At 53.0% G+C, this 23,890-nt stretch carries 26 protein-coding genes and 1 pseudogene; 6 read left to right on the top strand and 21 right to left on the bottom strand.

The features are described 5' to 3' along the window. Positions 1-77: 77 nt before the first annotated feature. The 3 genes from DG357_RS14585 to dgcQ all read left to right on the top strand — a co-directional run bounded on the left by DG357_RS14585 (position 78) and on the right by dgcQ (position 3,027). Positions 78-992 carry a DUF808 domain-containing protein gene (locus DG357_RS14585; RefSeq protein WP_169804339.1) on the top strand — a complete coding sequence of 305 codons (915 nt, stop codon included), beginning with the start codon at positions 78-80 and terminating at the stop codon, positions 990-992. Between the two features lie 78 nt (positions 993-1,070). Next, positions 1,071-1,253 carry a YodC family protein gene (locus DG357_RS14580; protein ID WP_028013710.1) on the top strand — a complete coding sequence of 61 codons (183 nt, stop codon included), beginning with the start codon at positions 1,071-1,073 and terminating at the stop codon, positions 1,251-1,253. Between the two features lie 73 nt (positions 1,254-1,326). After that, a complete protein-coding gene (gene dgcQ, locus DG357_RS14575; RefSeq protein WP_088205084.1) occupies positions 1,327-3,027 on the top strand; it encodes a cellulose biosynthesis regulator diguanylate cyclase DgcQ in 1,701 nt (566 codons plus the stop codon). On the opposite strand, the gene DG357_RS14570 is transcribed toward dgcQ, so the two are convergent. Both DG357_RS14570 and yodD read right to left on the bottom strand, forming a co-directional pair. Next, entirely contained in the window at positions 3,012-3,812 is an 801-nt protein-coding gene (locus tag DG357_RS14570) for a mannosyl-3-phosphoglycerate phosphatase-related protein (RefSeq protein ID WP_088205083.1), read from the bottom strand. The two genes, dgcQ and DG357_RS14570, sit on opposite strands and share 16 nt — an antisense overlap. A 300-nt stretch (positions 3,813-4,112) precedes the next feature. After that, the gene (gene yodD / locus DG357_RS14565; protein ID WP_028013707.1) at positions 4,113-4,340 is read right to left on the bottom strand and encodes a YodD family peroxide/acid resistance protein; all 228 of its coding nucleotides are present in this window, start codon (positions 4,338-4,340) and stop codon (positions 4,113-4,115) included. 128 nt (positions 4,341-4,468) lie between these two features. On the opposite strand from yodD, the gene dsrB reads away from it, so the two are divergent. Then, positions 4,469-4,657 carry a protein DsrB gene (dsrB, locus tag DG357_RS14560; RefSeq protein WP_013097741.1) on the top strand — a complete coding sequence of 63 codons (189 nt, stop codon included), beginning with the start codon at positions 4,469-4,471 and terminating at the stop codon, positions 4,655-4,657. Positions 4,658-4,759: 102 nt separating this feature from the next. Here dsrB and rcsA read toward each other — a convergent pair whose 3' ends face one another. The 14 genes and pseudogenes from rcsA to fliF all read right to left on the bottom strand — a co-directional run bounded on the left by rcsA (position 4,760) and on the right by fliF (position 16,294). Beyond that, entirely contained in the window at positions 4,760-5,383 is a 624-nt protein-coding gene (rcsA, locus tag DG357_RS14555) for a transcriptional regulator RcsA (RefSeq protein WP_013097740.1), read from the bottom strand. 287 nt (positions 5,384-5,670) lie between these two features. Further along, positions 5,671-6,463, bottom strand: a pseudogene (gene fliR / locus DG357_RS14550) (flagellar biosynthetic protein FliR); the annotation flags it as partial. Positions 6,464-6,470: 7 nt separating this feature from the next. Further along, positions 6,471-6,740 (bottom strand): flagellar biosynthesis protein FliQ, encoded by a 270-nt coding sequence (fliQ, locus tag DG357_RS14545; protein ID WP_008500315.1) that lies wholly within the window; start codon positions 6,738-6,740, stop codon positions 6,471-6,473. 9 nt (positions 6,741-6,749) lie between these two features. Next, on the bottom strand, positions 6,750-7,487 hold the full coding sequence (gene fliP / locus DG357_RS14540; RefSeq protein ID WP_028013705.1) for a flagellar type III secretion system pore protein FliP: 738 nt from the start codon (positions 7,485-7,487) through the stop codon (positions 6,750-6,752). Further along, a complete protein-coding gene (fliO, locus tag DG357_RS14535; protein ID WP_045260352.1) occupies positions 7,487-7,861 on the bottom strand; it encodes a flagellar biosynthetic protein FliO in 375 nt (124 codons plus the stop codon). Before fliO ends, fliP begins: the two co-directional genes overlap by 1 nt. A 2-nt stretch (positions 7,862-7,863) precedes the next feature. Further along, positions 7,864-8,277 carry a flagellar motor switch protein FliN gene (fliN, locus tag DG357_RS14530; protein ID WP_003859592.1) on the bottom strand — a complete coding sequence of 138 codons (414 nt, stop codon included), beginning with the start codon at positions 8,275-8,277 and terminating at the stop codon, positions 7,864-7,866. Next, positions 8,274-9,278, bottom strand: coding sequence for a flagellar motor switch protein FliM (gene fliM / locus DG357_RS14525; protein WP_028013703.1), 1,005 nt, complete (start codon positions 9,276-9,278; stop codon positions 8,274-8,276). The genes fliN and fliM overlap by 4 nt, the downstream gene beginning before the upstream one ends. A 4-nt stretch (positions 9,279-9,282) precedes the next feature. Then, entirely contained in the window at positions 9,283-9,753 is a 471-nt protein-coding gene (fliL, locus tag DG357_RS14520; RefSeq protein ID WP_021241388.1) for a flagellar basal body-associated protein FliL, read from the bottom strand. A gap of 106 nt (positions 9,754-9,859) precedes the next feature. Beyond that, positions 9,860-11,092, bottom strand: coding sequence for a flagellar hook length control protein FliK (gene fliK / locus DG357_RS14515; protein WP_088205082.1), 1,233 nt, complete (start codon positions 11,090-11,092; stop codon positions 9,860-9,862). Further along, positions 11,089-11,532, bottom strand: coding sequence for a flagellar export protein FliJ (gene fliJ, locus DG357_RS14510; protein WP_006811155.1), 444 nt, complete (start codon positions 11,530-11,532; stop codon positions 11,089-11,091). Before fliJ ends, fliK begins: the two co-directional genes overlap by 4 nt. A 21-nt stretch (positions 11,533-11,553) precedes the next feature. Further along, the gene (gene fliI / locus DG357_RS14505) at positions 11,554-12,924 is read right to left on the bottom strand and encodes a flagellar protein export ATPase FliI (protein ID WP_023330814.1); all 1,371 of its coding nucleotides are present in this window, start codon (positions 12,922-12,924) and stop codon (positions 11,554-11,556) included. Beyond that, on the bottom strand, positions 12,924-13,631 hold the full coding sequence (gene fliH / locus DG357_RS14500) for a flagellar assembly protein FliH (RefSeq protein WP_045260350.1): 708 nt from the start codon (positions 13,629-13,631) through the stop codon (positions 12,924-12,926). The genes fliI and fliH overlap by 1 nt, the downstream gene beginning before the upstream one ends. Beyond that, a complete protein-coding gene (gene fliG / locus DG357_RS14495) occupies positions 13,624-14,622 on the bottom strand; it encodes a flagellar motor switch protein FliG (protein ID WP_014832476.1) in 999 nt (332 codons plus the stop codon). The genes fliH and fliG overlap by 8 nt, the downstream gene beginning before the upstream one ends. Next, positions 14,615-16,294, bottom strand: coding sequence for a flagellar basal-body MS-ring/collar protein FliF (gene fliF / locus DG357_RS14490; RefSeq protein WP_028013700.1), 1,680 nt, complete (start codon positions 16,292-16,294; stop codon positions 14,615-14,617). Before fliF ends, fliG begins: the two co-directional genes overlap by 8 nt. A 228-nt stretch (positions 16,295-16,522) precedes the next feature. Between fliF and fliE the strand changes: the two genes are divergently transcribed. Beyond that, positions 16,523-16,837 carry a flagellar hook-basal body complex protein FliE gene (gene fliE, locus DG357_RS14485; protein ID WP_028013699.1) on the top strand — a complete coding sequence of 105 codons (315 nt, stop codon included), beginning with the start codon at positions 16,523-16,525 and terminating at the stop codon, positions 16,835-16,837. A gap of 587 nt (positions 16,838-17,424) precedes the next feature. On the opposite strand, the gene DG357_RS14480 is transcribed toward fliE, so the two are convergent. The 4 genes from DG357_RS14480 to DG357_RS14465 all read right to left on the bottom strand — a co-directional run bounded on the left by DG357_RS14480 (position 17,425) and on the right by DG357_RS14465 (position 21,537). Further along, positions 17,425-18,519, bottom strand: a complete 1,095-nt coding sequence (locus tag DG357_RS14480; RefSeq protein WP_088205081.1) for an acyltransferase family protein — start codon at positions 18,517-18,519, stop codon at positions 17,425-17,427. 104 nt (positions 18,520-18,623) lie between these two features. Beyond that, the gene (locus DG357_RS14475) at positions 18,624-20,258 is read right to left on the bottom strand and encodes a DUF6056 family protein (protein WP_088205080.1); all 1,635 of its coding nucleotides are present in this window, start codon (positions 20,256-20,258) and stop codon (positions 18,624-18,626) included. Continuing rightward, the gene (locus tag DG357_RS14470) at positions 20,255-21,178 is read right to left on the bottom strand and encodes a glycosyltransferase family 2 protein (RefSeq protein WP_088205079.1); all 924 of its coding nucleotides are present in this window, start codon (positions 21,176-21,178) and stop codon (positions 20,255-20,257) included. The genes DG357_RS14475 and DG357_RS14470 overlap by 4 nt, the downstream gene beginning before the upstream one ends. After that, complete coding sequence (locus tag DG357_RS14465) at positions 21,175-21,537, bottom strand: GtrA family protein (protein ID WP_028013695.1); 363 nt, start codon at positions 21,535-21,537, stop codon at positions 21,175-21,177. The genes DG357_RS14470 and DG357_RS14465 overlap by 4 nt, the downstream gene beginning before the upstream one ends. A gap of 385 nt (positions 21,538-21,922) precedes the next feature. Here DG357_RS14465 and yedD point away from each other — a divergent pair, with 385 nt between their 5' ends. Further along, positions 21,923-22,336: a lipoprotein YedD gene (gene yedD, locus DG357_RS14460; RefSeq protein ID WP_028013694.1), complete on the top strand. Its 414-nt coding sequence runs from the start codon at positions 21,923-21,925 to the stop codon at positions 22,334-22,336. A 44-nt stretch (positions 22,337-22,380) separates the two neighbouring features. Here yedD and amyA read toward each other — a convergent pair whose 3' ends face one another. Continuing rightward, the gene (gene amyA / locus DG357_RS14455; RefSeq protein ID WP_088205078.1) at positions 22,381-23,868 is read right to left on the bottom strand and encodes an alpha-amylase; all 1,488 of its coding nucleotides are present in this window, start codon (positions 23,866-23,868) and stop codon (positions 22,381-22,383) included. Between the last annotated feature and the right edge of the window lie 22 nt (positions 23,869-23,890).

Raw genomic sequence — 23,890 nt, 5'->3', positions numbered from 1 at the left:
GACGAAAGCTGCCTGTTTCCGCGATTGCGCTTTTGCTCCATACTATTCACTTAATTACCAAAAAAAGAAGGACCACCATTTTGGCAGGAAGTAGCTTATTAACATTGCTGGATGATATTGCCACCTTACTGGATGATATTTCCGTGATGGGGAAACTGGCGGCGAAGAAAACCGCAGGGGTGCTGGGGGACGATCTCTCGCTTAACGCCCAACAGGTGAGCGGGGTACGGGCTAACCGTGAGCTGCCTGTAGTGTGGGGTGTGGCAAAAGGCTCGTTTCTGAACAAAGTGATCCTGGTGCCGCTGGCGCTGCTGATCAGCGCATTCATCCCCTGGGCCATCACGCCGCTGCTGATGATTGGCGGGGCATTCTTGTGCTTCGAAGGCGTGGAGAAGGTCCTGCACTCTTTGAGCTCTCGCAAGCAGAAGGATACCCCGGAGGCGCGCCAGCAGCGCCTTGAAGCGCTTGCCGCGCAGGATCCGAAAGTTTTCGAGCGCGATAAAATCAAAGGCGCCATTCGCACCGACTTCATTCTGTCGGCTGAAATTGTCGCCATTACGCTGGGCATCGTCTCCGATGCGCCGCTGCTGAATCAGGTGTTGATCCTCTCCGGGATCGCCATTCTGGTCACGGTGGGCGTTTACGGCCTGGTCGGGCTGATCGTGAAGCTGGATGATATCGGCTACTGGCTGGAGGAGAAATCCAGCGCGGTGGCTAAAGGCATCGGCAAAGGCTTACTGACGCTGGCGCCGTGGCTGATGAAGAGCTTGTCCGTGGTGGGGACCCTGGCGATGTTCCTCGTGGGTGGCGGCATTGTGGTCCACGGCATTGCGCCGCTGCACCATGCCATCGAACATTTCGCCTCGGCGCAGGGGAGCGTGGTGGCAGCGATTCTGCCCACGCTGCTTAATCTGGTGCTGGGCTTTATCGTTGGCGCTATCGTGGTGGCGGCGGTGAAACTGATCGAAAAAATGCGCGGTACGGCGCACTAATTGTTACCCGTCGCAGGGTGCAAAAAGACCATTCCTCGTCTAAATTGAAACAGTTTCACCCTGATACAGGAGGCAGGTATGGTCTTTTTGGTCAGTGATGAAGTTAAGCCTAAGAAGGGCGGCCCGCGCATGATTGTCACCGGGTATTCCAGCGGAATGGTGGAATGTCGGTGGCATGATGGCTACAGCATTAAACAGGAAGCCTTTCGTGAAGATGAGCTTCAGCCGGGTGACGGCCAGCGCAAGCACGATCAGGCTTAATCACATAACGCCCGGCTTTGCCGGGCGTTTTTACCTGAAGTACCGGGTGTAAGGCAGTAATCAGGGAGTGTGTGTGCAGCGCGATACCTTTGTTGTAAGACGAACTTTTCTGCAATGGCTGCATAAGCGTAGCAATCCGGGTTTGATTGTTAACCTCTGTTTTATCACTGTCCTGGTGTTTTCAACCCTCCTGACCTGGCGTGAAGTGGTGGTCCTCGAAGAGGCGTATATCTCCAGCCAGCGCAACCACCTGGAAACCGTGGCCAGCTCGCTGGACAGGCAGTTACAGAACAGCGTCGACAGGATGCTGTTATTTCGCCAGGGCATGCGTGATGCGATCGAGACGCCGCTGGCCTTTGATGTCTTACAGGACGCGGTGTCACGCTTTAATGCCGTCCGCATGCTTCCCACCTGGCAGCTTGCCGTTGATAAAAAGCGCACGCTTCCCATTAACGGGGTCTCGGACGCGTTCGTGGATAAAACCACGCTTCTGAATCGGGACGCCGATCGCATCAGTCATGAAATTTCTGCCGCGCTTGAAGTGGGGTATCTGCTCAGGCTGGCGTCATCGAGAGCGCAAACGGAAACGCGGGTGCTCTACGTCTCTCGCGCCGGGTTTTACCTTTCCACGGATACGCCGGATCGGGAGGATGATATTACCGCCCGCTATTATCATCTGGTCACGCAGTCCTGGTTTACCCAGCAGTCAGAGCGTAACAATCGCGCGCGCGCCGTGCGCTGGTTTATCTCCACAGCCTCATTCTGGACCGGGGATAAACGAACGATCACCGCCAGCGTCCCCATCTACTTCGATCATTACTGGTATGGCGTCGTGGCGATGGATTTTACCTTAGACACGATGCAGCGTCTGCTGACCGACGCGACGGAAGAGCGGACGGAGGGGGAGTATCAGCTGTACGATACCCGGCTCAATATGATTGCCACCTCAGCCCATGCGGGAAGCCCGGTTAACCAGTTTGACGAACGCGAAACGGCGCAGATTGCCCACGCGATTGAGCACGATACCGGCGGCGGTATCCGCCTCGGGAGCCGGTTTATTACCTGGGAGCGGCTCGATCACTTCGATGGCGTCGTCTTGCGGATCCACACGCTGCATGAAGGGGTACAGGACGATTTCGGCAGTATCAGCATCGTGCTGGCGCTGCTGTGGGCGCTCTTTACCGCCATGCTGTTGATCTCGTGGCTGGTGATCCGTCGGATGGTGAGTAACATGTATACGCTTCAGCACTCGCTCCAGTGGCAGGCCTGGCACGATCCGCTGACCCGGCTCAATAACCGCGGCGCGCTGTTCGACCGCGCAAAACTGCTGGCGGAAACCTGTCGTCAGCAGTCGCTGCCGTTCTCGGTGATTCAGATCGATCTCGACCATTTTAAAAACATCAACGACCGTTTCGGCCATCAGGCCGGTGATAAGGTGCTTTCCCATACGGCAGGCGTGATTGCCAGCGCGTTACGCAAGAATGATGTGGCCGGGCGCGTCGGTGGAGAAGAGTTCTGTGTCGTCCTGCCGGGGATCGGTCTGGAGGAGGCGAAAGGCGTCGCCGACCGTATACGCTGCCGGATCAACAGTAAGGAGATCCTGGTGAAGAAAAGCACCACCCTGCGCATCAGCGCGTCACTGGGCGTCAGCAGCGCGGATGAAACGGGTAACTACGATTTTGAACAGCTGCAGTCCGTGGCGGATGCCCGGTTATATAAAGCTAAACAGGACGGACGTAACCGGGTTGTCTGGCACGATCATGACAAAAAGTGATCCAGCCCCTCCTGCCAGCCGAGCGGTCCCGCCTGCCGGGTGTGATAAACCCGGCGGGGGTTATCGTCCCGTAACGTAATACCCTGCCGGTTTATCCCTTTAATCACCACCGCGAAGTCCACGCTGTCCAGCAGCGGCGCGTCGTTCGGCCCATCGCCGAGCCCCAGGGTCGTGGGTTCAATATTTTCTCGTTCACGGTACTGCGCGATTAGCCAGTTAGCCGCAACGTCCTTACCGCAGCCGGCATCGAGAATATGCCAGAAACGGGCACCCTGCAGGCATTTCAGCCCGCGTTGCGTCAGCGCCGCTTCAAACCGGGCCATGGCTTCGTCGGAATCACGCCAGATGAGCGTGACGGAGGCGTCATGCTTGCGGGCAAGCGCCGCCCGGTAGCGGGTCACCCCCGTCCATTCGCTAATGACGCGTTCGTCCACGTCGTCAAAGGTGGTGAATTTGAAGCCCGCCTGCTGGCGGATTTGCTCAATAAGCGGACGAATCTCCCGGTGCGTCATGCCGTTGATGTGGCGCTGACCCATTTCCCAGCGCACGTCAGGCTGAATCACCGCGCCGTTCTCAGCGATAAACGGTAACCCTTCCAGACCCAGATCCTGCTGAATATCCAGCATTTCTGCTGCGCTCTTGCTGCTGCAAAGAATCACCGGCACCTGGTTGTCCTGCAGTTTATCCAGCCACGGCATTGCGGGCTGCCACTCATAGGTATGAATATCCAGCAGCGACCCATTCAGATCGGAAAAAATCAGCAGGGGACCCCGGAGTGAAAGCATAGTAACTCCCGAAAACGAATGAGCCTTAATCTAAGAATATTCCTAAAAAATATCTGGACTTAAACCGGATTGAGGAGAACCGATCCAGCCAAACCCGCATTCGGCGCATGTTGTTGCTCATAACCAAAACGATTATGTTAAAAATATTATATTCATCGTAAGAATATATGCTTGTCATGCAAAATCGTTGGGGATAGTGTTATTTGTACATCAGATTTCCTGGTGTAACGAATTTTCAAGTGCTTCTTGCATAAGCAAGTTTTGATCCCGGCCATCCCCATGACCGGGATTTTTTTCGTGCTAACGATTTGCTTCAGACACGCTAAAGTCATGAATATCCAGCTCGAAGGCCTCCGCCAGCTCGCGGTAGGTGTGATAATCCCTCCCGTTAACAATGACGTGGTCCGAACCATCGTTCGTGCGGCGGACTTCTGACTCACTGATCTCATTGATGGCGGCCAGCAGGGCATCGACATCCACCTCGACCTCGCGTTTGATGGTGTCGCTGTACTCTTTATCGGTCTTCATTACGGGGCTCCTCATTAAACCGTGTCCACGGTAAGTATAGACTGTGTATAAAAACGCCATTCACGCCGTGCGGCGATGTGTGTTTTTGCGTTTTGTTCTACACTGGCTCAAAACCAGAGGAGGAATGTATGAAGGTCAACGATCGGGTAACCGTTAAAACGGACGGTGGGCCGCGCCGCCCGGGGGTGGTGCTGGCAATTGAAGAGTTTAGTGAAGGCACAATGTACCTGGTCTCACTGGAAGACTACCCGCTCGGCATCTGGTTTTTTAACGAACTGGGGCATCCGGACGGCATTTTTGTTGAGAAAGCGGAGTAGTACAGCGTCGGGTGGCATTGCGCGTGCCCGACCACGTCTGCAAAAGCAAAAATCTCTGGCCAGGCCAGAGATCAAAGGTAGGGTGCAAAGGGGTTTAAGCCACTAACGCATGTTGACGAAAATCCCGTTCGTCACATTATCGGTCAGACGTACCACGTGATAGATCACTTGCTTATTATGCGTTTTAATTTTCCTTTTAATATTTCCTTTGTGTGACGAAACGGTTTTCGCTTTAATATTCATCTGGTCAGAGATCTGAATAGTCCCTTGTCCAGCCATCCACATTCGCAGCATACTTGATTCAGTCCTGCTTAATGAAAGGGTGGGTAAGTTAACCGCTCCTACATTTTTAACTTCTTTATTCAAATAATCACCCAGAATGTCATCCAGCGACTCGGGTTTAATCGACTTAGAACTGATCAATAAATTTTTACGGACCAACAAATACTCATCGAAATGGATATTCGCGATCGCCATAAAAACAATAAACAGGGTTTTTGGATGCTGATTAATGATTTGCTTAATGTGCTGACTGTTGGCTGGATCGTGAATGAAACAGTCCTCATTAATAAACACCACGCCTGGTTTGAGTTCGTCACAAGCGGCTGCGAGTTCTTCAACGGTGTGTGCATCGTTGATGTCTCTCTTTCTTACCCCTCTGCTTGCCAGGTACCCGGTTAACCCTAGCCGGGTGTAGCTGCATAAATCCATAATGATCGTTGACATGGCATACCCTCACTCAATGCGTAACGATAATTCACCATCTGCCTGAGAGCTCAAAACAGCCATACGGGATGGAAAAAAATAATAAACCTGTGAGCATGACAAAGACTTTCAGGCGGACTCACTATCCCGTAAAGTTACGTATAATTTGCCAGGAATCTTCTTAAAGTAAAGTAAATATTAAGTATTGTGAGGTGGTTAGAAACATTTAAACCGCGTCAGATATATCCTGGAAGATGTTTTTCGCGTTTTATTTTAGGAATATCCTCAGAAAGACAATAGCAACCGTGAGGACTATTATTTACGTGGCAATTCGCTGACAATATCCGCTAACAGATTGAATATCTCGCCGAATAAATGTTCACAGAAGGGGGCGATAAGGGGCATCAGTAATGACATTAATAAAATTCCGACCGTCAACGTTAGCGGAAAACCAATCACAAACACCGAGAGCTGCGGTGCCATTCTGTTCAGCAAGCCTAATGCCAGGTTGACGGTGAGCAGCAGGGTGATGATCGGCAGAGCCAGCATCAGACCGTTGAGGAAGATCAGCCCCGCCGCGCGGGTCAGCGCGAGGAAGGCATTGCTGTTGACCGGGTTATCACCGATCGGCAGCGTATGGAAAGTATCCACCAGCATGGAGATGAGCCACAGATGACCGTTGAGCGACAGAAACAGCAGCATGGCGAGCAGATCGATGATGCGCGCCAGCACCGGCATGTTGAGATGGCTGCCGGGATCGACAAACGTGGCGAACGATAGCCCCATCTGCAGGCCAATCAACTCGCCGGCCGTGCGCACGGCGGCGAAGGCGAGCTGCATGGTAAAGCCCACGGCGACGCCAATCATCACCTGCTGTAAAGCGACCCATACCGCGTTAGCCGAGAAGATGGGAATATCCACGGGTGGCAGGGAAGGGGCGACGATAATGGTGATGATAATGCCCAGCCCCACCTTAACGCGCTTGGGGATCGATTTCTCGCTGAGAATGGGGGCGGTGGAGATCAGCGCCAGAATGCGCAGCATCGGCCAGAAATAGACGCCGAGCCACTGAACCCACTGGTCGCTGGTGAAGTGCAGCATCGTCAGGTCAGCCGATGATGTACGGCAGATTGGTAAACAGGTTGCGCATATAGTCCAGCAGCAGGTTCAGCATCCACGGCCCGGCCACGATAATCGCCACGAACACGGCGATGATTTTCGGGATGAACGACAGCGTCATTTCGTTAATCTGCGTGGCGGCCTGGAGAATACTGATGATCAGACCGGTAACCAGCGCGACAAGCAGCAGCGGCGCGGCAACGGCAATGGCGATTTTCATCGCTTCCGTGCCCATCATCATGACCGATTCGGGTGTCATTGCCGTTCCTTAACTGTAAAAACTTTGCGCCAGCGAGCTGACCAGCAGCTGCCAGCCGTCGACCAGCACAAAAAGCATGATCTTAAAGGGCAGGGCAATGGTGGCGGGCGGCACCATCATCATCCCGAGCGCCATCAGGACGCTGGCGATCACCAGGTCGATAATCAGGAACGGAATAAAGATGGTAAAGCCAATCTGGAACGCGGTTTTCAGCTCGCTGGTGACATAGGCCGGCAGCAGAATGCGCATCGGTACCGCTTCCGGGCCCTGCAGCTCGCCGGTGTTGGACAGACGGGCGAAGAGGGCCAGGTCCGCCTCGCGCGTCTGGCGCAGCATAAATTCCCGCAGCGGCTGCGCGCCTTTTTCCAGCGCCTCCTGCATCGAAATTTTGTCTTCGCTGAACGGCTGGTAGGCGTCGGTATAAATCTTATCGATCACCGGCGACATGATGAAAAAGGTCAAAAACAGCGCCAGCCCCAGAAGCACCTGGTTTGGCGGCGCCGAAGGGGTGCCCAGCGCGTTTCGCAGCAGACCAAAAACGATGATGATGCGGGTAAAGCTGGTCATCATCAGCAGAATGGCCGGAATAAAGGTCAGCGAGGTGATGAAGACCAGCGTCTGAACCGGGAGCGACCAGCTCTGGCCGCCACCCGCAATCGGCGTGGAAACCAGACCGGGCAGCTGCGCATAAACTGCAGGAGCAAACAGGCCAACGCCCGCAAGCGTCAGGGATAACAAACGGCGCATCAGGTTCTCCCGGAACGCTTAAGCAAACTCTTCATGACGGACTGAAAATCCGCAGGGGCTTGTGCGCGCTCGTCCACCGTGACCGGGGCGGGCGGCAGTTTATGTAATACGTTAATGTTTGAGCCGGTTACGCCCAGAACCAGACGCGCATCTTCCACATCGACGATGACCACGCGTTCGCGCGGCCCAAGCGTCGTGCTGGCGCTGACCTTCAGGCCGCGGGTGCCGGCAGTTTTACCCGCCAGGCCAAAACGCTTTGCCAGCCAGGCGGCGATAAGAATAAAGGCAATAATACCGAACAGCGCCCCGCTCACCTGGAGCAGCGGGGAGCCGGGAACGGCGGAAGGCTGTGATATTGTTGCCTGGGTTTTCATGCTTAACGGCTCAGACGACGCATGCGTTCAGACGGGGTGATGATGTCGGTGATGCGCACGCCGTATTTATCGGCAACTACCACCACTTCACCCTGGGCAATCAGATAACCGTTGATCAGAATATCCAGCGGCTCGCCGGCCAGGCCGTCAAGGGCCACAACGGAACCCTGCGTGAGGCGCAGAAGCTCTTTAATGGTCATCCGGGTGCGTCCCAGTTCAACGGTCAGCTTAACCGGGATGTCCATAATCAGGTCGATGTCCTGCAGCGTGCCGCTGACGTCGCCGCCGCCTAACTGCTGGAATACCGCGTCCGCCGCGCTTTTTGTCGGAGTCGTTTTTTGCTCGTTTAACGCGTCAGCCCACAGATCGTCCAGTGCTCCGCTGTTTTCATCGGACGGATTGTTCATGTCACTCATTTGGGCTGTTCCTCATTCAGCGAATTCAAAATCGGGTTGATCAAGTGCTCAACGCGTAACGCATACTGACCGTTAATCGTGCCGTACTGGCTTGTAAGTACGGGGACACCATCTACGTGGGCAATAATGCGGTCGGGTTTGTCTATCGGCAAAACGTCGCCGGGTTGTAATTTCAGGATCTGGGATAACCGCATCGAAATGTCGGCAAAGTTCGCCACCAGCTCCAGCTGCGAGTGCTGCACCTGGCGCACCAGGTTTTCACGCCAGTTCTGATCTTCGTTGCGTGAGTTCTCCAGCGGCGGGTTAACCAGCAGCTCGCGCAGCGGTTCAATCATGCTGAACGGCAGGCAGATATTGAACTCACCGGTCAGGTTACCGATCTCCACGTGGAACGGCGTATTGACGACGATATCGTTCGGGGAGGTGGTGATATTGGTAAATTTCACCTGCATCTCAGAACGGACGTACTCCACTTCCAGCGGGTTAATCGCTTTCCACGCGTCGCTGTAGGATTCCAGCGCCAGCTTCAGCATGCGGTTAATGACGCGCTGCTCGGTGTGGGTAAATTCACGACCTTCCACTTTGGTCGGAAAACGCCCGTCGCCGCCGAACAGGTTATCCACCGCGATGAACACCAGGCTTGGGGAAAACACCACCAGACCGGTGCCGCGCAGCGGCTTCAGATGAATCAGGTTAAGGTTGGTTGGCACCGGCAGGTTGCGGGCAAACTCATGATACGGCTGGATGCGGATCGCACCGACCGTGATATCCGGGCTACGACGCAGCAGGTTAAACAGCCCCATACGGAACTGACGTGCAAAACGTTCGTTAATGATCTCCAGCGCCTGCAGACGTTCACGTACCACGCGACGCTGGGTATTGGGATCGTAAGGACGAATATTATCGTCGCCAGTGAGACCCGGTTGCGGGTCGTCACTCTTATCGCTGTCGCCGTTAAGCAGCGCGTCGATTTCTGCCTGAGAAAGAATACTGTCGCCCATGTCGTTACCGCAGAATAAAGGCTGTGTACAGAACGTCAGTGACTTCCTGCTTAGGTTGACCGTTTACCAGCGGGGTGGCCAGCGTCTGCTTGATGGCGTCGACCAGCTTTTGCTTACCCACGTCGGTAGCCAGCGCGGAGGCGTCCTGACGAGAAAACAGCAGGAGAAGGCGGCTACGCACTTCCGGCAGATAATCGTTCAGGCGCGCGCGGGTTGCTTCGTCCTTCAGGCGCAGCGTAATACCGACATACAGCACGCGATCCGCATCACCGAGGTTAACGGTGAAGGTGTCCAGAGGGAAAAAGACCGGCGCCGGCGGTGGGGCAGGTTCGGCTTTGGCCGCAGCGGTTGAAGGTTCCTGCTGCATACGCCAGTAACTATAGCCCGCGGTAGCGCAGGCGGCGAGCGTGATCAACACCAGCAGCGGGATCCAGATGGAACGCTTGCTTTTTTTGGTGATAGCGGAGTCTGTCATCTGATACGAGCTTCCTGTTTCGGTACAGCTTAATAAGGTGATTATCCCGTGTCCTGCCGTCGTCAAAGCGTGGAAAAGACGGGGATAATCACGCTACCTCTGGCGTTTAGGCGAAGATGTCTACGGCACCGTTACCGCGCGCCGCGGATTGCAGGGCGGCTGGGGTCGGCAGGAGCTCATCGCTCTCTTCATTAAAACCGCCGTGCTGGCCCGGGCGTGAAGCATGGTGCTGCTGGGATGAAGACTGTTGTTGCCCGGCAAAGCTCTCGCTGCTGACGCTGCTTTGAGAAAGCTGAATGCCGTTCTCCGCCAGCGAGGTCCGCAGGACCGGCAGCGCGGCTTCCAGCGCCGCGCGTACGTGGCTGTGCGCAGAGACCATCTGCAGCTGTGCCTGATTATCGTCCAGCTTCAGCGAGATTTGCACCTGGCCCAGATCCTCCGGGTGCAGGCGCAGCTCCGCCGTCTGCTGGCCCTGCTTAGTGAACAGGGTGATGTGCTGGCTCAGGGACTGCTGCCATTCATGTGTGCCCAGAGGCTGGCTTAGCACCGGGGCGGTGGCAACGGTAGCGGCAGGCTGGCTGGCCGCATGGCTGGAGATAATCGGCGCCAGGGTAGCGGTCGGCGAAGATGACGAAGAGGCGCTGGCGAAGTCCTGTTTCTCAGCGGCTGCGGCCACGACCGGTGTGGCTGGCGCGTTGGCGGCGAGATCCGGAACGTTGTTCTTCGCCTGGCTCTGATAGGACGCAGAAAGCTGCGCTTTATCATGGCTTCCCGCAGGCGCGTTCAGGGACGGCGGCTGTCCCGCACCGTTTTGCGAAAGCGTTGCTGAACTCAGCGCCGAGGTGGCGTGAACGCCGTCGATGCCTGCCGCACGAGAGGCGGTCGTCTGCTGGTGCGGCAGCATCGCCATCAGCGCGCTTAGCCCCGCCAGCTCTTCTTCGCTCAGCTCGGTTTTAGCGTCATCTTTACCGTTGGCCGCGGTGAGCGTCTTAAGCGCGTCGCCCTTTGACAGCGGTACCAGCCCGGAGACCAACGTTTCAAGCGGCGCGGACTCCGACGTTTCAACGCCATTCAACGCAGGCTGACGCGAGAGCAGGTCGGCAATTTTGGCCTGCAGAGCGGTATCGCCTTTGGCCTCCTGCGCGACCTTCGACAGCTTGCTGCCGGCGGCTTTCAGATCCGCCAGGGTGAGCGGCGCATCGTTGCCCTTGCCCGTTGCATCCGTCAGGGCGCCCGCCAGCAGGGAGAGGAAGTCCTGTGCACCCTCGGTGCCTTTCCCTGTTTGCATCCCGCCTGACGGGTCGCTGTCGCTCATCAGCAGTTGTTGCAGTGTGATCATTCCGGTTTCCTCATTGATGCGCGCTGGGCAAACTCATCCATTTTCTTCTGATCCAGGCGGTTTTCCGCCAGGGTCGAGGCTGCAATCTGCCGGTCCTGTAAGGTCTGCCAGGCCTGCAGCCGCTGTTTTTTCTCGCGCCAGAAATTCAGCGCGGTATCGACTTTTTGGGTCCACTGGTTTAGCTGCTGGCGGTGCTGCTCTATCGCCTTCTCAAGCGTCTGGATAAACTGCTGATAGTTAATCCAGCGCTGGCTGCCAATGCCCTGCGTCATATCGGTATTGAGGTTGGTGCGATATTCATGCTGATAGTCGATTAACATCTTCAACTGTTCTTCAGCCTGCTGGCACCCGCGTCGCATTGCGCCAAGCTGCAATGCGGCATCATCAACTTCTTTTTCAGCCAGATCTTTCAGCGTTGATAACGCGCTGTTTTGCGCCATGACCTTCGCCCTCCACCTGTGTTACACCTGCGGGAAAATTAGCTCCAGCGCCTGGATTGAATCTTCCCAGTCGGCACGCTCAAAAATGCCCTGTTGTAAAAACGCCTCCAGCTGCGGCCACAGGCTAATCGCCTTGTCGAGCATCGGGTCGCTGCCTTTGGCATACGCCCCCACGCTGACCAGATCGCGGTTGCGCTGGAAGCTGGAAAGCAGTTGTTTGAAGTTACGCACGCGGGCGTAGTGCTTCTCGGTAATCAATGCCGTCATCGCACGGCTGATGGACGCTTCAATATCAATTGCCGGGTAGTGCCCGGCTTCGGCCAGGCGGCGCGACAGCACGATATGGCCGTCCAGGATCGCGCGCGCGGAGTCGGCAATCGGGTCCTGCTGGTCGTCGCCCTCGGTCAGCACCGTATAGAACGCGGTGATGGAGCCGCCGCCGCTGATGCCGTTCCCCGCACGCTCTACCAGCGCCGGAAGTTTGGCGAAGACCGAAGGCGGATAGCCTTTGGTGGCCGGCGGCTCGCCGATGGCCAGCGCAATTTCACGCTGCGCCATCGCGTAGCGGGTGAGGGAGTCCATGATCAGCAGCACGTGCTTGCCGCGGTCACGAAAATCTTCGGCGATACGGGTGGCGTAGGCGGCACCCTGCATACGCAGCAGCGGCGACACGTCCGCCGGCGCGGCGATCACCACCGAGCGGGCGCGGCCTTCCGCACCCAGAATATTTTCAATAAAGTCTTTTACTTCGCGACCACGCTCGCCGATCAGCCCCACGACGATCACGTCGGCCTGGGTATAGCGCGCCATCATGCCGAGCAGGACGGATTTCCCGACGCCGGAACCGGCGAACAGGCCCATGCGCTGTCCGCGCCCTACGGTGAGCAGGGCGTTAATCGGACGCACGCCGGTATCCAGCACGTGCTCAATAGGGGTACGCTGCAGGGGGTTGAACGGCTGGGTAATCAGCGCGCCGGTTTCGGTGGTGTCCGGCGCGGGCAGGCCATCCAGCGGCTTCCCGCTGCCGTCCAGCACGCGGCCGAGCAGGGCAGGGCCAAGCGGCAGCTGTTTCCCGCTTTGCAGCCCGTCGCCGCTGATGTTTTTGGCGTAAACGCGCGCGCCGGGCAGTATGCCTTCCACCTCTTCAAGCGGCATCAGGAACAGGCGCTGGCCGTTAAACCCGACCACTTCGCTTTCCACTTCACGCGTTTCCTGCCCATCCTGACGCTCAATGACGCAGGTCGCACCCAGGGGAAGCTGCAGGCCGGTGGCCTCCAGTACCAGACCGGTGGCGCGCGTCAGTCGCCCATAACGACGAACAGATGGCAGTTGCGCCATCTTCGTCTCAAAGTTGTCGAGCGTGGTGAGCCAGCGGGTAAGGCGTGCGGTCATCAGACGACTCCCGGTGCCGCCAGGCGACACAGTTCCTGCCAGCGGGTGGCGACGCTGGCATCCAGGTCGCCTTCATCGGCAGAGACTTTGCATCCGCCGTGGTGTAAGGATGGGTCGCCGCGCAGACGCCAGCCGTGCAGGCTAAGCGTTGCGCCCAGGCTCTCTTCAACACGCTGCAGATCGTCCGGGTGGACGCGCAGCTGCGGTTTGCCGCTGAACAGCGGTTCCTGCTGAAGCAGACCCTGAATTTGTTTAATCAGCGCGGTGTTATCCACCACGGGCGTCTGGCCGATAACCTGACGCGCCGCCTCCAGCGCCATCTGCATCAGACGCGAGGCAATCACGCTGTCCAGCGCGTCCAGCGTGTGCTGGAACTCGCTGACCAGCTGCTGCATGCGGGCATGGATCGGCGCCTGCTGCTGGCGCGCCTGATCGATGCCGTGCTCTAACCCTTTCGCCAGGCCTTCCTGGTACCCCAGATCGTGCCCCTTCTGGCGGCCTTCGTTCAGACCGGCGTTATAGCCCTGCTCGTGCGCCTGCATTTGCAGCTGGGCCAGCATCTGCGCTTGCTGCTCCTCTTCGCTCAGCTCGGGCTGTTCAACGTCCGCGTCGGGTTCTGCGGGCGAGACCACCGCAGGCGTGAATTCGGCAAGGGGAGGGGCCAGATCGTCCGGCGTCCAGCGCTTCCACGACAGCTCATTAGACATAGGTGTCGTCTCCGCTGCCAATCACCATCTCGCCGGTTTCCGCCAGACGACGAACGATAAGCAGGATGGCTTTCTGTTCGTTTTCCACCTGAGACAGACGCACCGGGCCGCGGTTGGCAAGGTCGTCGCGCAGGATATCGGCCGCACGCTGGGACATGTTGCGCAGGAACTTCTCGCGTAGCGGCTGTTCGGCGCCTTTGAGGGCGATAAGCAGCGACTCGGAATCCACTTCCTGGAGCAGGCGCTGGATGCTGCGGTCGTCCACTTCGACGAGGTTTTCGAACAGGAACATCTCGTCGATGATTTTCTGCGCCAGCTCGCCGTCGAATTCGCGAACCGCCGAAATGACGGCTTCTTCCTGCTGCGTTTTCATCAGGTTGATAATTTCCGCCGCCGTTCTCACGCCGCCCATTTTGCTGCGCTTGAGGTTCTGGCCGTCGAGCAGGTTGTTTAGCACTTCGGTCAGCTCCGCCAGCGCGGCCGGCTGAACGCCGCCGAAGGTCGCGATACGCAGCATCACGTCGTGACGCAGGCGCTCTTCGAACAGGGCCAGAATATCCGCCGCCTGGCCACGTTTGAGGTGAACCAGAATGGTGGCGATAATCTGCGGGTGCTCGTCGCGAATCAGGTCGGCGGCACTCTGCGGCTCCATAAAGTTGAGCGTTTCGATACCGCTGGCGGTATCGCGGGTTTCCAGAATGTCTTCCAGCAGGCTGGCGGCACGCTCTTCGCCCAGCGCCTTGACCAGCACGGAGCGCAGGTAGTCGTTGGCGTTGACGTTCAGCGCGGCAAACTGTTCGGCTTCCTGTTCAAACTCTGACAGCACTTCGGTCAGCTGTTTGTTGGAGATTTGACGCACGTTGGCCATCGCCGCACTGAGAATTTGCACTTCTCGCTGGGAGAGGTGTTTAAATACCTCTGCCGCGCGATCTTCGCCAATGGTCATCAGCAGGATGACGCTTTTATCGGTGCCCGTAAGCGTATTACTCATGTTCGTTACCCATCCACTGGCGGATGACCAGCGCCACGACGCGCGGATCGTTATCTGACATTTCGCGAATGCGCTGGCTCATCACCTCAGCGCCCATGCGCTGGTTAGCACGACGCTGCTGCATCTGTTCATCTTTACTGAGGCGAACTTCAACCGCTTCTTCCGTTTCCTGACGCGTATTCATCTGCTCGCGCGCCGCTTTTTCGGCTTCCGCACGACGCTGAAGCTGAGGACGAACGCCCTTACGCCACAGCAGCCACGCGACAATCAGCACCAGCAGCCAGCGGCCTGCGGACATCAGCTGGTCGATAAACGCCTGCTGTTGCCAGAACGGCAGTTCACCGCCGGTCTCTTCAACCGAGTTAAACGGAGAGTTCACCACGTTGAGGGTATCGCCGCGCTTCTCGGAGTAGCCCATCGCTTCGCGGGTCAGGTTCTCAATCTGCTTCATCTGCTCGGCGGTTAACGGCAACGGTTTGCCGTCCGGCAGGGTTTTGTAGTTCACCACCACCGCAACGGAAAGACGCTGAATATCGCCCACGTTCAGCTTAGTGTGGCGGATCGTTCTGTCCACTTCATAGTTCGTGGTTTCGTTACGGCTGCTGGAGCGCGGACCGGCGTTATTGGTCGTTGAGGTGGTCTGCTGATTATTTTGCTGACCGTTCTGCTGGTTGGCCGGCGGCGTGGAAATCGGCGCCGCGTTTGCCGGTGCTGGCTGGTTAGAGAGCGCGCCCGGCACGCCGCCAGGGTAGGCCCCGCCGATCTGTTCGCTGGAGTTGATCTGGCGTGAACGCATGACCGCCTGAGCCGCATCGCCGTTCGGGCTGTATTGCTCTTCGGTTTGTTCTTTATTAGAGAAGTCAATCTGCGCGGTCACCTGGGCGTGCACGTTGCTGTTGCCCACCACCGGGCCGAGGATCGCTTCGATGCGGCGCTGGAGACGGCTTTCAACGTCGGCGGCGTATTTCAGCTGCGCGTCGTTCAGGTCACGCCCGGCGGTATTGGATTGCGTCAGCAGGTGTCCGCTTTGATCCACCAGCGTCACGTTACCCGGCGGCAGGCCGGCGACGGCGCTGGAGACGAGATGCGTTACCGCGCTGATTTGCCCTTCGTCCAGCGCGCGGCCGGGCTCGAGGTTCACGGTAACGGAAGCTGAAGGGGATTTCTGTTCCCGAACAAATAAAGAGGGTTTAGGCATTGCCAGGTGCACGCGGGCACTCTTCACCGGGCCTAACGTTTCAATGGTGCGGGCCAGCTCGCCTTCCAGCGCACGCTGGTAGTTCACCTGCTCGCTGAACTGGCTGATGCCGAATTTTTCCTGGTCCAGCAGCTCAAAGCCGACAGCGCCGCCCTTTGGCAGGCCCTGCTGTGCCAGGCGCAGACGAAGCTCGTGCACTTTATCCGCCGGTACCTCAAGCGCACCGCCATTATCGGCAAAGCGATACGGGATGTTCATCTGGGTAAGCTGGGTGACGATGGCGCCGCCATCCTGATCGGAAAGGTTGCTGTAGAGCGTGCGGTAATCGGGGCTTTTCGCCCATAAAACCATCGCTACAAGGATCGCAATTGCGGCAGCGCCTGCCACGATCAACGGGATTTTAGGATTCGCGCGAAGGCGGTTCATCCACTCGAGTGATTTATTTTGTGGCGCTGTCGATGCTGTTGCACTCATTGCGCACCTCTTAAATCCTGGTGGTTTACGTTATTCGTGTAGAGAAACAAAACTGACTCCCGGGTCGGCAAACACGACAAAAGTTCCATATTGATGGCCCTGCCATTATTTGACGATTCCGGATTTTCTATGCGTCAAATAACCTGGTTTTTTCACGCTATTTACCGCCATTATCTTATTGACAAGCTGTTAGTCTTGACCGCGTAAAAAACCATCCAGGGGAGAGTCATGGCTATACAGGGCATTGAAGGGGTCATCAGTCAGTTGCAGGCAACGGCGATGACGGCCCGTAATCAGAATGTGGCAGAACAGCAGCCGACCATCAGCTTTGCGGGGCAACTGCATGCCGCTCTTGACCGTATCAGCGATACCCAGACCGCTGCGCGTACCCAGGCGGAGAAGTTCACCCTCGGCGAGCCGGGCGTGGCGCTCAATGATGTGATGACCGATTTGCAAAAAGCCTCGGTTTCTATCCAGATGGGGATCCAGGTGCGTAACAAGCTGGTGTCGGCTTATCAGGAAGTGATGGGGATGCAGGTGTAGGTTATCTAACCTGATGCTATTTATAATTATTAATCATCCGATCCTACAGCGTGGGGAATGTATGGGGCAAACGCTCTCGATTTCTGTTTGAGAATGAGGACCTGGTCCTGGTTATTTTTAGCCATCCAGGATCCCTACACCCGGTAAACCATTTGCGCGCCGCATTGCTGCCTCTTGCGACTGGTTGAAAGACCCGACTGCGTAATGATGGCAGGCACGGGTAATCATTGTTCCCGATTGAAGGGCTATACCCAATTACTGGGTACGATTAAAAGCAGCAATTGCACACCTCCCCGATGCGTCATCGTCACGTCTCAAGACTTCAATACCGCTTTCAAAATTACAATCATTCGAATGTGATGGAACTGAAAATAATTTCACTGGCACGTGTGTGCTGAGCCCCAAGTATGGGGCTGATCGGATAATAAATGGACGAAAATTCATTCGGAAACGCATAAGTGAGTTGATATTCTATGGAAATGATGGCGTTCTATGTATCGCGGCGATAATTAGATCCATTAGAGCGGATTATTTTATCTGGTTAACGCTATCATTTTTTAGAATGACGCACATTGGGCACTGTTTAGCTATGAAACAACACGCTCTGGGTTGTTTCTGTCTATCCATGATATGATTTTCTTTGAAAGGTTAATTGATGGAATCTCAATGAGATTGAATGAAATCCATGCGATTGCAATTGAGCAGGTTGTCATAATGGCTAAGGTATAAAAACCATTCATTGAAATGCTTGGGAAATATGTGTTAGTTATTTCTATAAAAATGAAATGCCACATGTAAAGAGAAAATGAAATATTCCCGAGCATAATTAGAGGCTTGTGTTTTGCTGTCGTGAAACTTGCTTCCATTAAAGTCGTTGAGACGACAATGATAAATGCCATAGCCCCCCAGCCTAAAGGGCCGTGATCGTTGTGTTGTGTTGAAAATATTAATGCTGTAGTAACAATTATGGTTGAAATTAGCAAAATGTTTAAAACTGTTCCCCTGTATCTCGATAGCGCAGGTAAAATATTTTTATATATCAAATATGATACCATACCATATACAAAGTCAATGTATATAGGTGATGAAATAAGAGTAATAAAGTCATTTTCGATATAGTTTGTATTTACGCCATTGAGTGTTGGAGTGGCGCTCATTAATTGTGAAAATAAAACCATTGTCAAGATTATGGATGAGCATAATATAGCCCTATATTTGTGGGATATAATCATGGCTGCAAGAAAAATAATATAAAAAGAAATCTCGTAAGTTAATGTCCATGCTATTGCGAGTACATTGTATCCAAAGAAAGGAGCCCCAGCGTGATAATCGATTTGGAGAGGTGCGATTGACCATATAAACCATGCGTCTAAGCCGGTTGAGCCCTTTTTGATTGTCAAAAATATAAAGTAAATTGACACCGCCAAGATCAAAAGTGGGTAGATTCTAAAAAATCTTCTAATAAAAAACTTAAGTGGATATAAATATTCCTTTTTTTGAGTTGCAAAACAGATTATAAACCCACTAATTACAAAGAATAAATCTACACCAAAAGCTCCATTAACAAACAGTAAATCCCCAAGATTTGACTGTATGTAAGTGTTGTTAACATAGCCTCTTAAATGGAACAGCACCACGAATAAAGCCGCAATTCCCCTTAAGTAATGAATACTTTTGACCATATTGATATCCTTTATATAAATAGGGATGTTTTTTACATAATACTTCAAAAGAATGGCGTTTTGGATAACGCCATTTCCGATATACCAGCAAAACTGCAAAGTGATTATTTAAATTCTAAATAATTACTAGATAGTATTTTTACTGGATCAGTAGTGTACATTCCGATATTGATTTTACTTATTTCTGATAAATCTAACTTTCCTGCATCACTATAAGTATACCAATCACTCCCTACTTTAATTGCCTTAATTATAGTATCCATGTTTATGTTATCATTATTTTTTAAAGTAACATGAGAAAAAATGGCGGTGTTATTCATCAAATAAACATTTATGTCACCCGAGATACGATATATAAGCTTATTTTTACCTGATAATTTATCAGTGTAAAAATAAATCGATTTCAATGTTATGCCTTCATTTAATTTTGCATTGACGTCTCTCTTGGGAAGTAAGTCAATGATTGAGTAATCGAAATTAATTGGCTCTTCAATGATTTTATCTACTTTAAAATAATTAAACATATATGAGTTCTTGAAAGTAGGGAAACCATCTGATTTTTTTAAAAGTCGGTTAAGGTAAAAGTCAGGTATTACGATCTCTTTTTTTCCTTCGTTGATTTGCTGTGTTAACATCGCCATGCGTATTGCATCTTGCTTTGACGCTCTTATACTAGAATAGGAAATCAGGCCGTAAGAGGGTACAAAGTAAGTCATAGCGAACACAATGAAAATACTAAATATCGAGTTTTTATATATTTTTTCATTTGAAAAATTAGCAGAGTAAATTAAAAAAGAAAGGGTTATTAAAAACATAAATAAGGCACCAATACCAGATCTTTCAGGCATGTATGGTGAAGCAACAAATGCAAGGTCACACAACATCCCACCAATGAAAAATGCTAGTGCACAAATTAATGAACCCCTTGATTCTATTTTGAGTAGTCCAAATGAAAGTGCAATGAAAATGATGATTAGAAATATTGGCCATAAGCTATCCAGCGCTGCAGGAAGTCTTTCAAATAAATGTAGATCAAGTTTTTCTATTAATGTTAATGAGTGCCAATCTTTAAAATAAGACGATCTGATGGCAGAGCCTGGACTGAATAAAAGCACCGCAGAACCCAAGATAATCCCAATCAAATAGGGTGCCGACAGTTTAAAGCGGTTAAAACAAATAGAATATAAAACTGTCAGTATCGTTGCGACAATGCACGTGTTTTCGTTTGAACAACCTGCCAAAAAACCAACTAATATCCCCCCAGAATAACTAAGTAATGTATGTGGTTTTCTTTGTCGAGCGAGAATAACGAAAAATAAAGATATGTAAAATATAGGCCATAGATAGTTCGATGCGCCAACAAACCAGAAGAAAGTTTCACCAAGCGCTGGATTTGATATCCAAAGAGCTAAAAAGATAATTACTATCGAAATAGCGCTAGGTTTTGGCTTGCCATCAAATAACGCAGATGGTATCGCTGCAATAAGATAAACGCTGGCAACTAGCGCAGCAGCTGTCAAAGACTGATAGATATCATGATTGACATATTTGAGCATATATGAGCTAAATATGTTAGTAATTAGCCTTCCACTCCAGACTAAATAATGACCGATTTGCTCTTGAAGGCTGGCATGAAAATAATAATAATAATCATCTGACAATACTGGTGTGTGTAAATATGGCACCAACATAAGTAAAAAAATAATAATTAGAACTAACAGATTATTTTTGGAAATCATTTTTCTTTATTCCGTTTTAAACAATAGCGTGGTCTTTTTTTGGTTTCGATATAGATGCGCCCTATATATTCACCTAAAACACCAATGCCGATTAATTGAACGCCGCCGATAAACAGGATGGATACCAATAGGGATGTGTACCCTTTTATCGGATTGCCTATAATTAATGTTTGCAAAGTCATCCATGCGCCGTATAAGAATGAAATAGATGCAATTATGAAGCCTATATACATCCAAACCCTTAACGGGAAGGTAGAGAAACTTGTTATTCCCTCAAGTGCAAGATTCCACAGTTTCCAGCCGTTAAATTTAGTGCTGCCGGCAACGCGCTCAGCGCGTGCATACTCCACGACATCAGTACGCCCGCCAACCCAACTCAGCACGCCCTTCATGAACAAGTTGCGCTCTGGCATGAGCTGAATATTTTCCACGACCTCGCGGGACATCAGGCGGAAGTCTCCAACATTTTCTTCGATTTGCGGATTGCTGATTTTGTTATGTAGCTTATAAAACCACTCGGCGGTCTTGCGCTTCAGACGGCCATCTGTAGAGCGATCGGAGCGTTTGGCAAGCACCATATCTGCTCCGGCCTGCCACTTCTCTATCAGGTGTGGAATGACTTCAATAGGGTCCTGCAGGTCAACATCAATCGGAATAATAGCTTCTCCGCTAGCGTGATCCAGACCTGCGAACAGCGCAGGTTCTTTACCAAAGTTGCGAGTGAAGGACAGCGGAACTACAAGCGGATCGGCAAGGGCAAGTGCGTTAATAATTGATTCTGTACAATCTTTGCTGCCGTCATTAATGAACACTATCTCGACTTCATGTTGCTTAAGCTCTTCAAACTCCCGCACGGCTTTGTAGAAAATCGGAATTGCATCCTCTTCATTAAAAACTGGAACAACCAGTGAAATTTTCATTTAGCATCCCTGAATACAACGAACTTTGAATATACAAACCCGCACACCAAACTGATGGCGGAGAACACGATTAATGTGATGACAGGAGCTATGCCTGATTTGTCTGCACACCAGCCAAAAGCGGCACTCAATGTGCCCATAAAACCTACGTAAAGCATGTAGCGGATGGTTGTTGTGGAAGATTTAAAAGTGAATTTTGCATTGGCGAAGAAGCTGAACGACACAGCGACAACGAATCCGGCAAAGTTGCCAAGCGCCTGTCCTGTGTGGAATGCGTATATGCATACAGCAAAGACGACCCAATGAATTAGCGTGTTTATTACACCTATTGATGTGTATCTGGCGAATAACTTGAACATTTGAGAAATCAGTAAATTCAGAAAAGTCCGAATTGTAGCATCTGGCATTCACTTGATCGACCCTCATGTTTAACCACGCAGCATATTTATACAGTTGATTTTACAAATGATCATGCCACGCACTGCAGACATACACACCGTCTTCGTTGCGGCAGTACAGCTCACCGCTCATCTGCTTTCGTGGTCGTGAGCTGCGCCCAACCAGTCCAGCTCATTCCAATGGACAGCACGCACTCGACGATCATGAAGGTCGACCAGACCTTTGTTGATTATGAAAAATGTTCGCTCATAACATTTATATACCGGTCTAAGACCTGTCGAACTTCGCTGGCAGCCTCTGCGCTTTAATGCCACAATATTTTTTTCTTCGAATGCAGGAAAGATGATGAAAAAAATAGCAATTGCTGGCGCGCTGCTGGCACTGACCGGGTGCGTTCAGGTCGATAACTATAATGACGTGATCAAGCATCCCGTCCCCGCGAACCTGGCGGGATACTGGCAGTCGAAAGGGCCTCAGAGCAGTCTGGTCAGCCCTGAAGCAATTGCCACGCTGGTGGTGACGGAAGAGGGTGATACGCTGGACTGCCGCCAGTGGCAGCGCGTGATTGCCGTACCGGGTAAGGTCATGCTGCGCTCAGACAGCTATTACAACGTGACCCGTAAGCTGGATATCTATCCGCTGGATCGCGACGGCGCTACGCTTGAGTATGACGGGATGGAGCTGCAAAAGGTTGCCCGCCCGACGGTGGAGTGTGCTGACTACCTGAGCAAAAACCCGCTGGAGAGTAAACTACCGTAGCCGTTTTTGTGCCGGGTAAGCGTCAGCGCCACCCGGCATTGTTTTTACAACGCATCCTCAATCACCCACACGCTGACGCTTCCCCCTTTACAGGTAAAGGTGCCTTCGCCATCCGCCGCCGTGGTGACCGTTTCTTCACGATTGCCGAGAAAATCACGCCACGTTTTGTTGCCGTAGTTTTCCCCCAGGCAAATTACCTTCTCGCCGTCGTCGCCGTTCGACATCACCACCACGCAGCCGGGATCGTCTTCCGTGCCGCTGCGGATGAAGGCGATGCAGTTTGGATGGTCAAAAAAGAGCGTCTGCACGCCGTGGGCAAAGCGCTGGCGGGCGAGGATAAGCTCGTGAAGCTGCTCAATCACCGGCATATCAATATGGTACGTTTCACCGTCCCCTCCCGTATCGTCATAGCTTGCGCCGAACAGATCCGGATAGAAGACGCTCGGCACGCCGTTTTCCCGCAGCAGGATCAGCGCGTACGCCAGCGGTTTAAACCAGGCCTCGACCGGGGCTTCCAGCGCCTGCAGAGGCTGCGTGTCATGGTTCGCGACGAGGGTCACCGCATGGAACGGGTCGGCCTCCACCAGCGTGCCGGTAAAGATCTGGCTCATGTCGTAATCTCGTCCCTGGCGCGACGCTTCGTGGAATTTCATCTGCAGGGGGGCATCAAACAGCATGGTTTTACCGTCGACCTGGTCAATATAGGCCTGAAGTTTATCCACCTCGTGAGACCAGTATTCCGCCACGATAAACAACGGCTGTTCGGCCACTTCCTGAACGTGCTCAATCCACTCTTTGTAAAACCAGGCGGGAATATGCTTGACGGCGTCCAGACGAAAACCGTCGCAGCGCGTCTGTTCCATGACCCAGCGGGCCCAGTATTTGATCTCCTCGGTGACGGCGTGATTGCGAAAGTCGATGTTTTCGCCCATCAGGTAATCGAAGTTACCCATCTCATCATCGACCTGGTCATTCCAGCCTTCGCCGGTGTAGTCGTTGACGATTTTAAAGATCCCGTCTTCATCCGGGTTTTCAATATGGTCGACGCCGCTAAAGCATTTGTAATCCCAGATAAACTGCGAGTATTGCCCGGCGCGGGCGGGGAAGGTGTAGCGAGTCCAGGCCTCACACTCGATGATTTCATCATCAATTTGTGTACGGTCCTGTTCGTTCACGCGCTGCACGCGGACAGGCTCTTTCTCATCAGCCCCCATTTTGTGATTCACCACCACGTCCAGCAGGACGGCAATCTCGTTGCTTTTGAGGGCGTCAATGGCTTCCAGCAGCTGCGCTTTGTCACCATATTTCGTGGCGATACTGCCTTTCTGGTCAAACTCGCCGAGGTCAAACAGATCGTAAGAGTCATAGCCAACCGAATACCCGCCGGAAGCCCCTTTATACGCGGGCGGCAGCCAGATCATGTTGATGCCGATTTCATTAAGATTGGGGGCTAACGCCGTGACTTCTCGCCACAATTCACCGCCAGCGGGGTAATACCAGTGAAAGCATTGTAACAGGGTGGGGTTTTTCATCGTCCGTGCTCCAGAAGCCATA

The sequence above is a fragment of the Enterobacter bugandensis genome (assembly GCF_900324475.1).
Lineage (GTDB): Bacteria > Pseudomonadota > Gammaproteobacteria > Enterobacterales > Enterobacteriaceae > Enterobacter > Enterobacter bugandensis.
Note: the sequence above shows the minus strand (reverse complement) of the source record. Positions and strands in the feature narration are given on the sequence as shown.

Excerpts from the sequence above, each read along its gene's own strand:
- DG357_RS14580 (WP_028013710.1), top strand. The coding sequence starts at position 1,071 with ATGGTCTTTTTGGTCAGTGATGAAGTTAAGCCTAAGAAGGGCGGCCCG.
- DG357_RS14570 (WP_088205083.1), bottom strand. The coding sequence starts at position 3,812 with ATGCTTTCACTCCGGGGTCCCCTGCTGATTTTTTCCGATCTGAATGGG.
- yodD (WP_028013707.1), bottom strand. The coding sequence starts at position 4,340 with ATGAAGACCGATAAAGAGTACAGCGACACCATCAAACGCGAGGTCGAG.
- dsrB (WP_013097741.1), top strand. The coding sequence starts at position 4,469 with ATGAAGGTCAACGATCGGGTAACCGTTAAAACGGACGGTGGGCCGCGC.
- rcsA (WP_013097740.1), bottom strand. The coding sequence starts at position 5,383 with ATGTCAACGATCATTATGGATTTATGCAGCTACACCCGGCTAGGGTTA.
- fliQ (WP_008500315.1), bottom strand. The coding sequence starts at position 6,740 with ATGACACCCGAATCGGTCATGATGATGGGCACGGAAGCGATGAAAATC.
- fliP (WP_028013705.1), bottom strand. The coding sequence starts at position 7,487 with ATGCGCCGTTTGTTATCCCTGACGCTTGCGGGCGTTGGCCTGTTTGCT.
- fliO (WP_045260352.1), bottom strand. The coding sequence starts at position 7,861 with ATGAAAACCCAGGCAACAATATCACAGCCTTCCGCCGTTCCCGGCTCC.
- fliN (WP_003859592.1), bottom strand. The coding sequence starts at position 8,277 with ATGAGTGACATGAACAATCCGTCCGATGAAAACAGCGGAGCACTGGAC.
- fliM (WP_028013703.1), bottom strand. The coding sequence starts at position 9,278 with ATGGGCGACAGTATTCTTTCTCAGGCAGAAATCGACGCGCTGCTTAAC.
- fliL (WP_021241388.1), bottom strand. The coding sequence starts at position 9,753 with ATGACAGACTCCGCTATCACCAAAAAAAGCAAGCGTTCCATCTGGATC.
- fliK (WP_088205082.1), bottom strand. The coding sequence starts at position 11,092 with ATGATCACACTGCAACAACTGCTGATGAGCGACAGCGACCCGTCAGGC.
- fliJ (WP_006811155.1), bottom strand. The coding sequence starts at position 11,532 with ATGGCGCAAAACAGCGCGTTATCAACGCTGAAAGATCTGGCTGAAAAA.
- fliI (WP_023330814.1), bottom strand. The coding sequence starts at position 12,924 with ATGACCGCACGCCTTACCCGCTGGCTCACCACGCTCGACAACTTTGAG.
- fliH (WP_045260350.1), bottom strand. The coding sequence starts at position 13,631 with ATGTCTAATGAGCTGTCGTGGAAGCGCTGGACGCCGGACGATCTGGCC.
- fliG (WP_014832476.1), bottom strand. The coding sequence starts at position 14,622 with ATGAGTAATACGCTTACGGGCACCGATAAAAGCGTCATCCTGCTGATG.
- fliF (WP_028013700.1), bottom strand. The coding sequence starts at position 16,294 with ATGAGTGCAACAGCATCGACAGCGCCACAAAATAAATCACTCGAGTGG.
- fliE (WP_028013699.1), top strand. The coding sequence starts at position 16,523 with ATGGCTATACAGGGCATTGAAGGGGTCATCAGTCAGTTGCAGGCAACG.
- DG357_RS14480 (WP_088205081.1), bottom strand. The coding sequence starts at position 18,519 with ATGGTCAAAAGTATTCATTACTTAAGGGGAATTGCGGCTTTATTCGTG.
- DG357_RS14475 (WP_088205080.1), bottom strand. The coding sequence starts at position 20,258 with ATGATTTCCAAAAATAATCTGTTAGTTCTAATTATTATTTTTTTACTT.
- DG357_RS14470 (WP_088205079.1), bottom strand. The coding sequence starts at position 21,178 with ATGAAAATTTCACTGGTTGTTCCAGTTTTTAATGAAGAGGATGCAATT.
- DG357_RS14465 (WP_028013695.1), bottom strand. The coding sequence starts at position 21,537 with ATGTTCAAGTTATTCGCCAGATACACATCAATAGGTGTAATAAACACG.
- yedD (WP_028013694.1), top strand. The coding sequence starts at position 21,923 with ATGAAAAAAATAGCAATTGCTGGCGCGCTGCTGGCACTGACCGGGTGC.
- amyA (WP_088205078.1), bottom strand. The coding sequence starts at position 23,868 with ATGAAAAACCCCACCCTGTTACAATGCTTTCACTGGTATTACCCCGCT.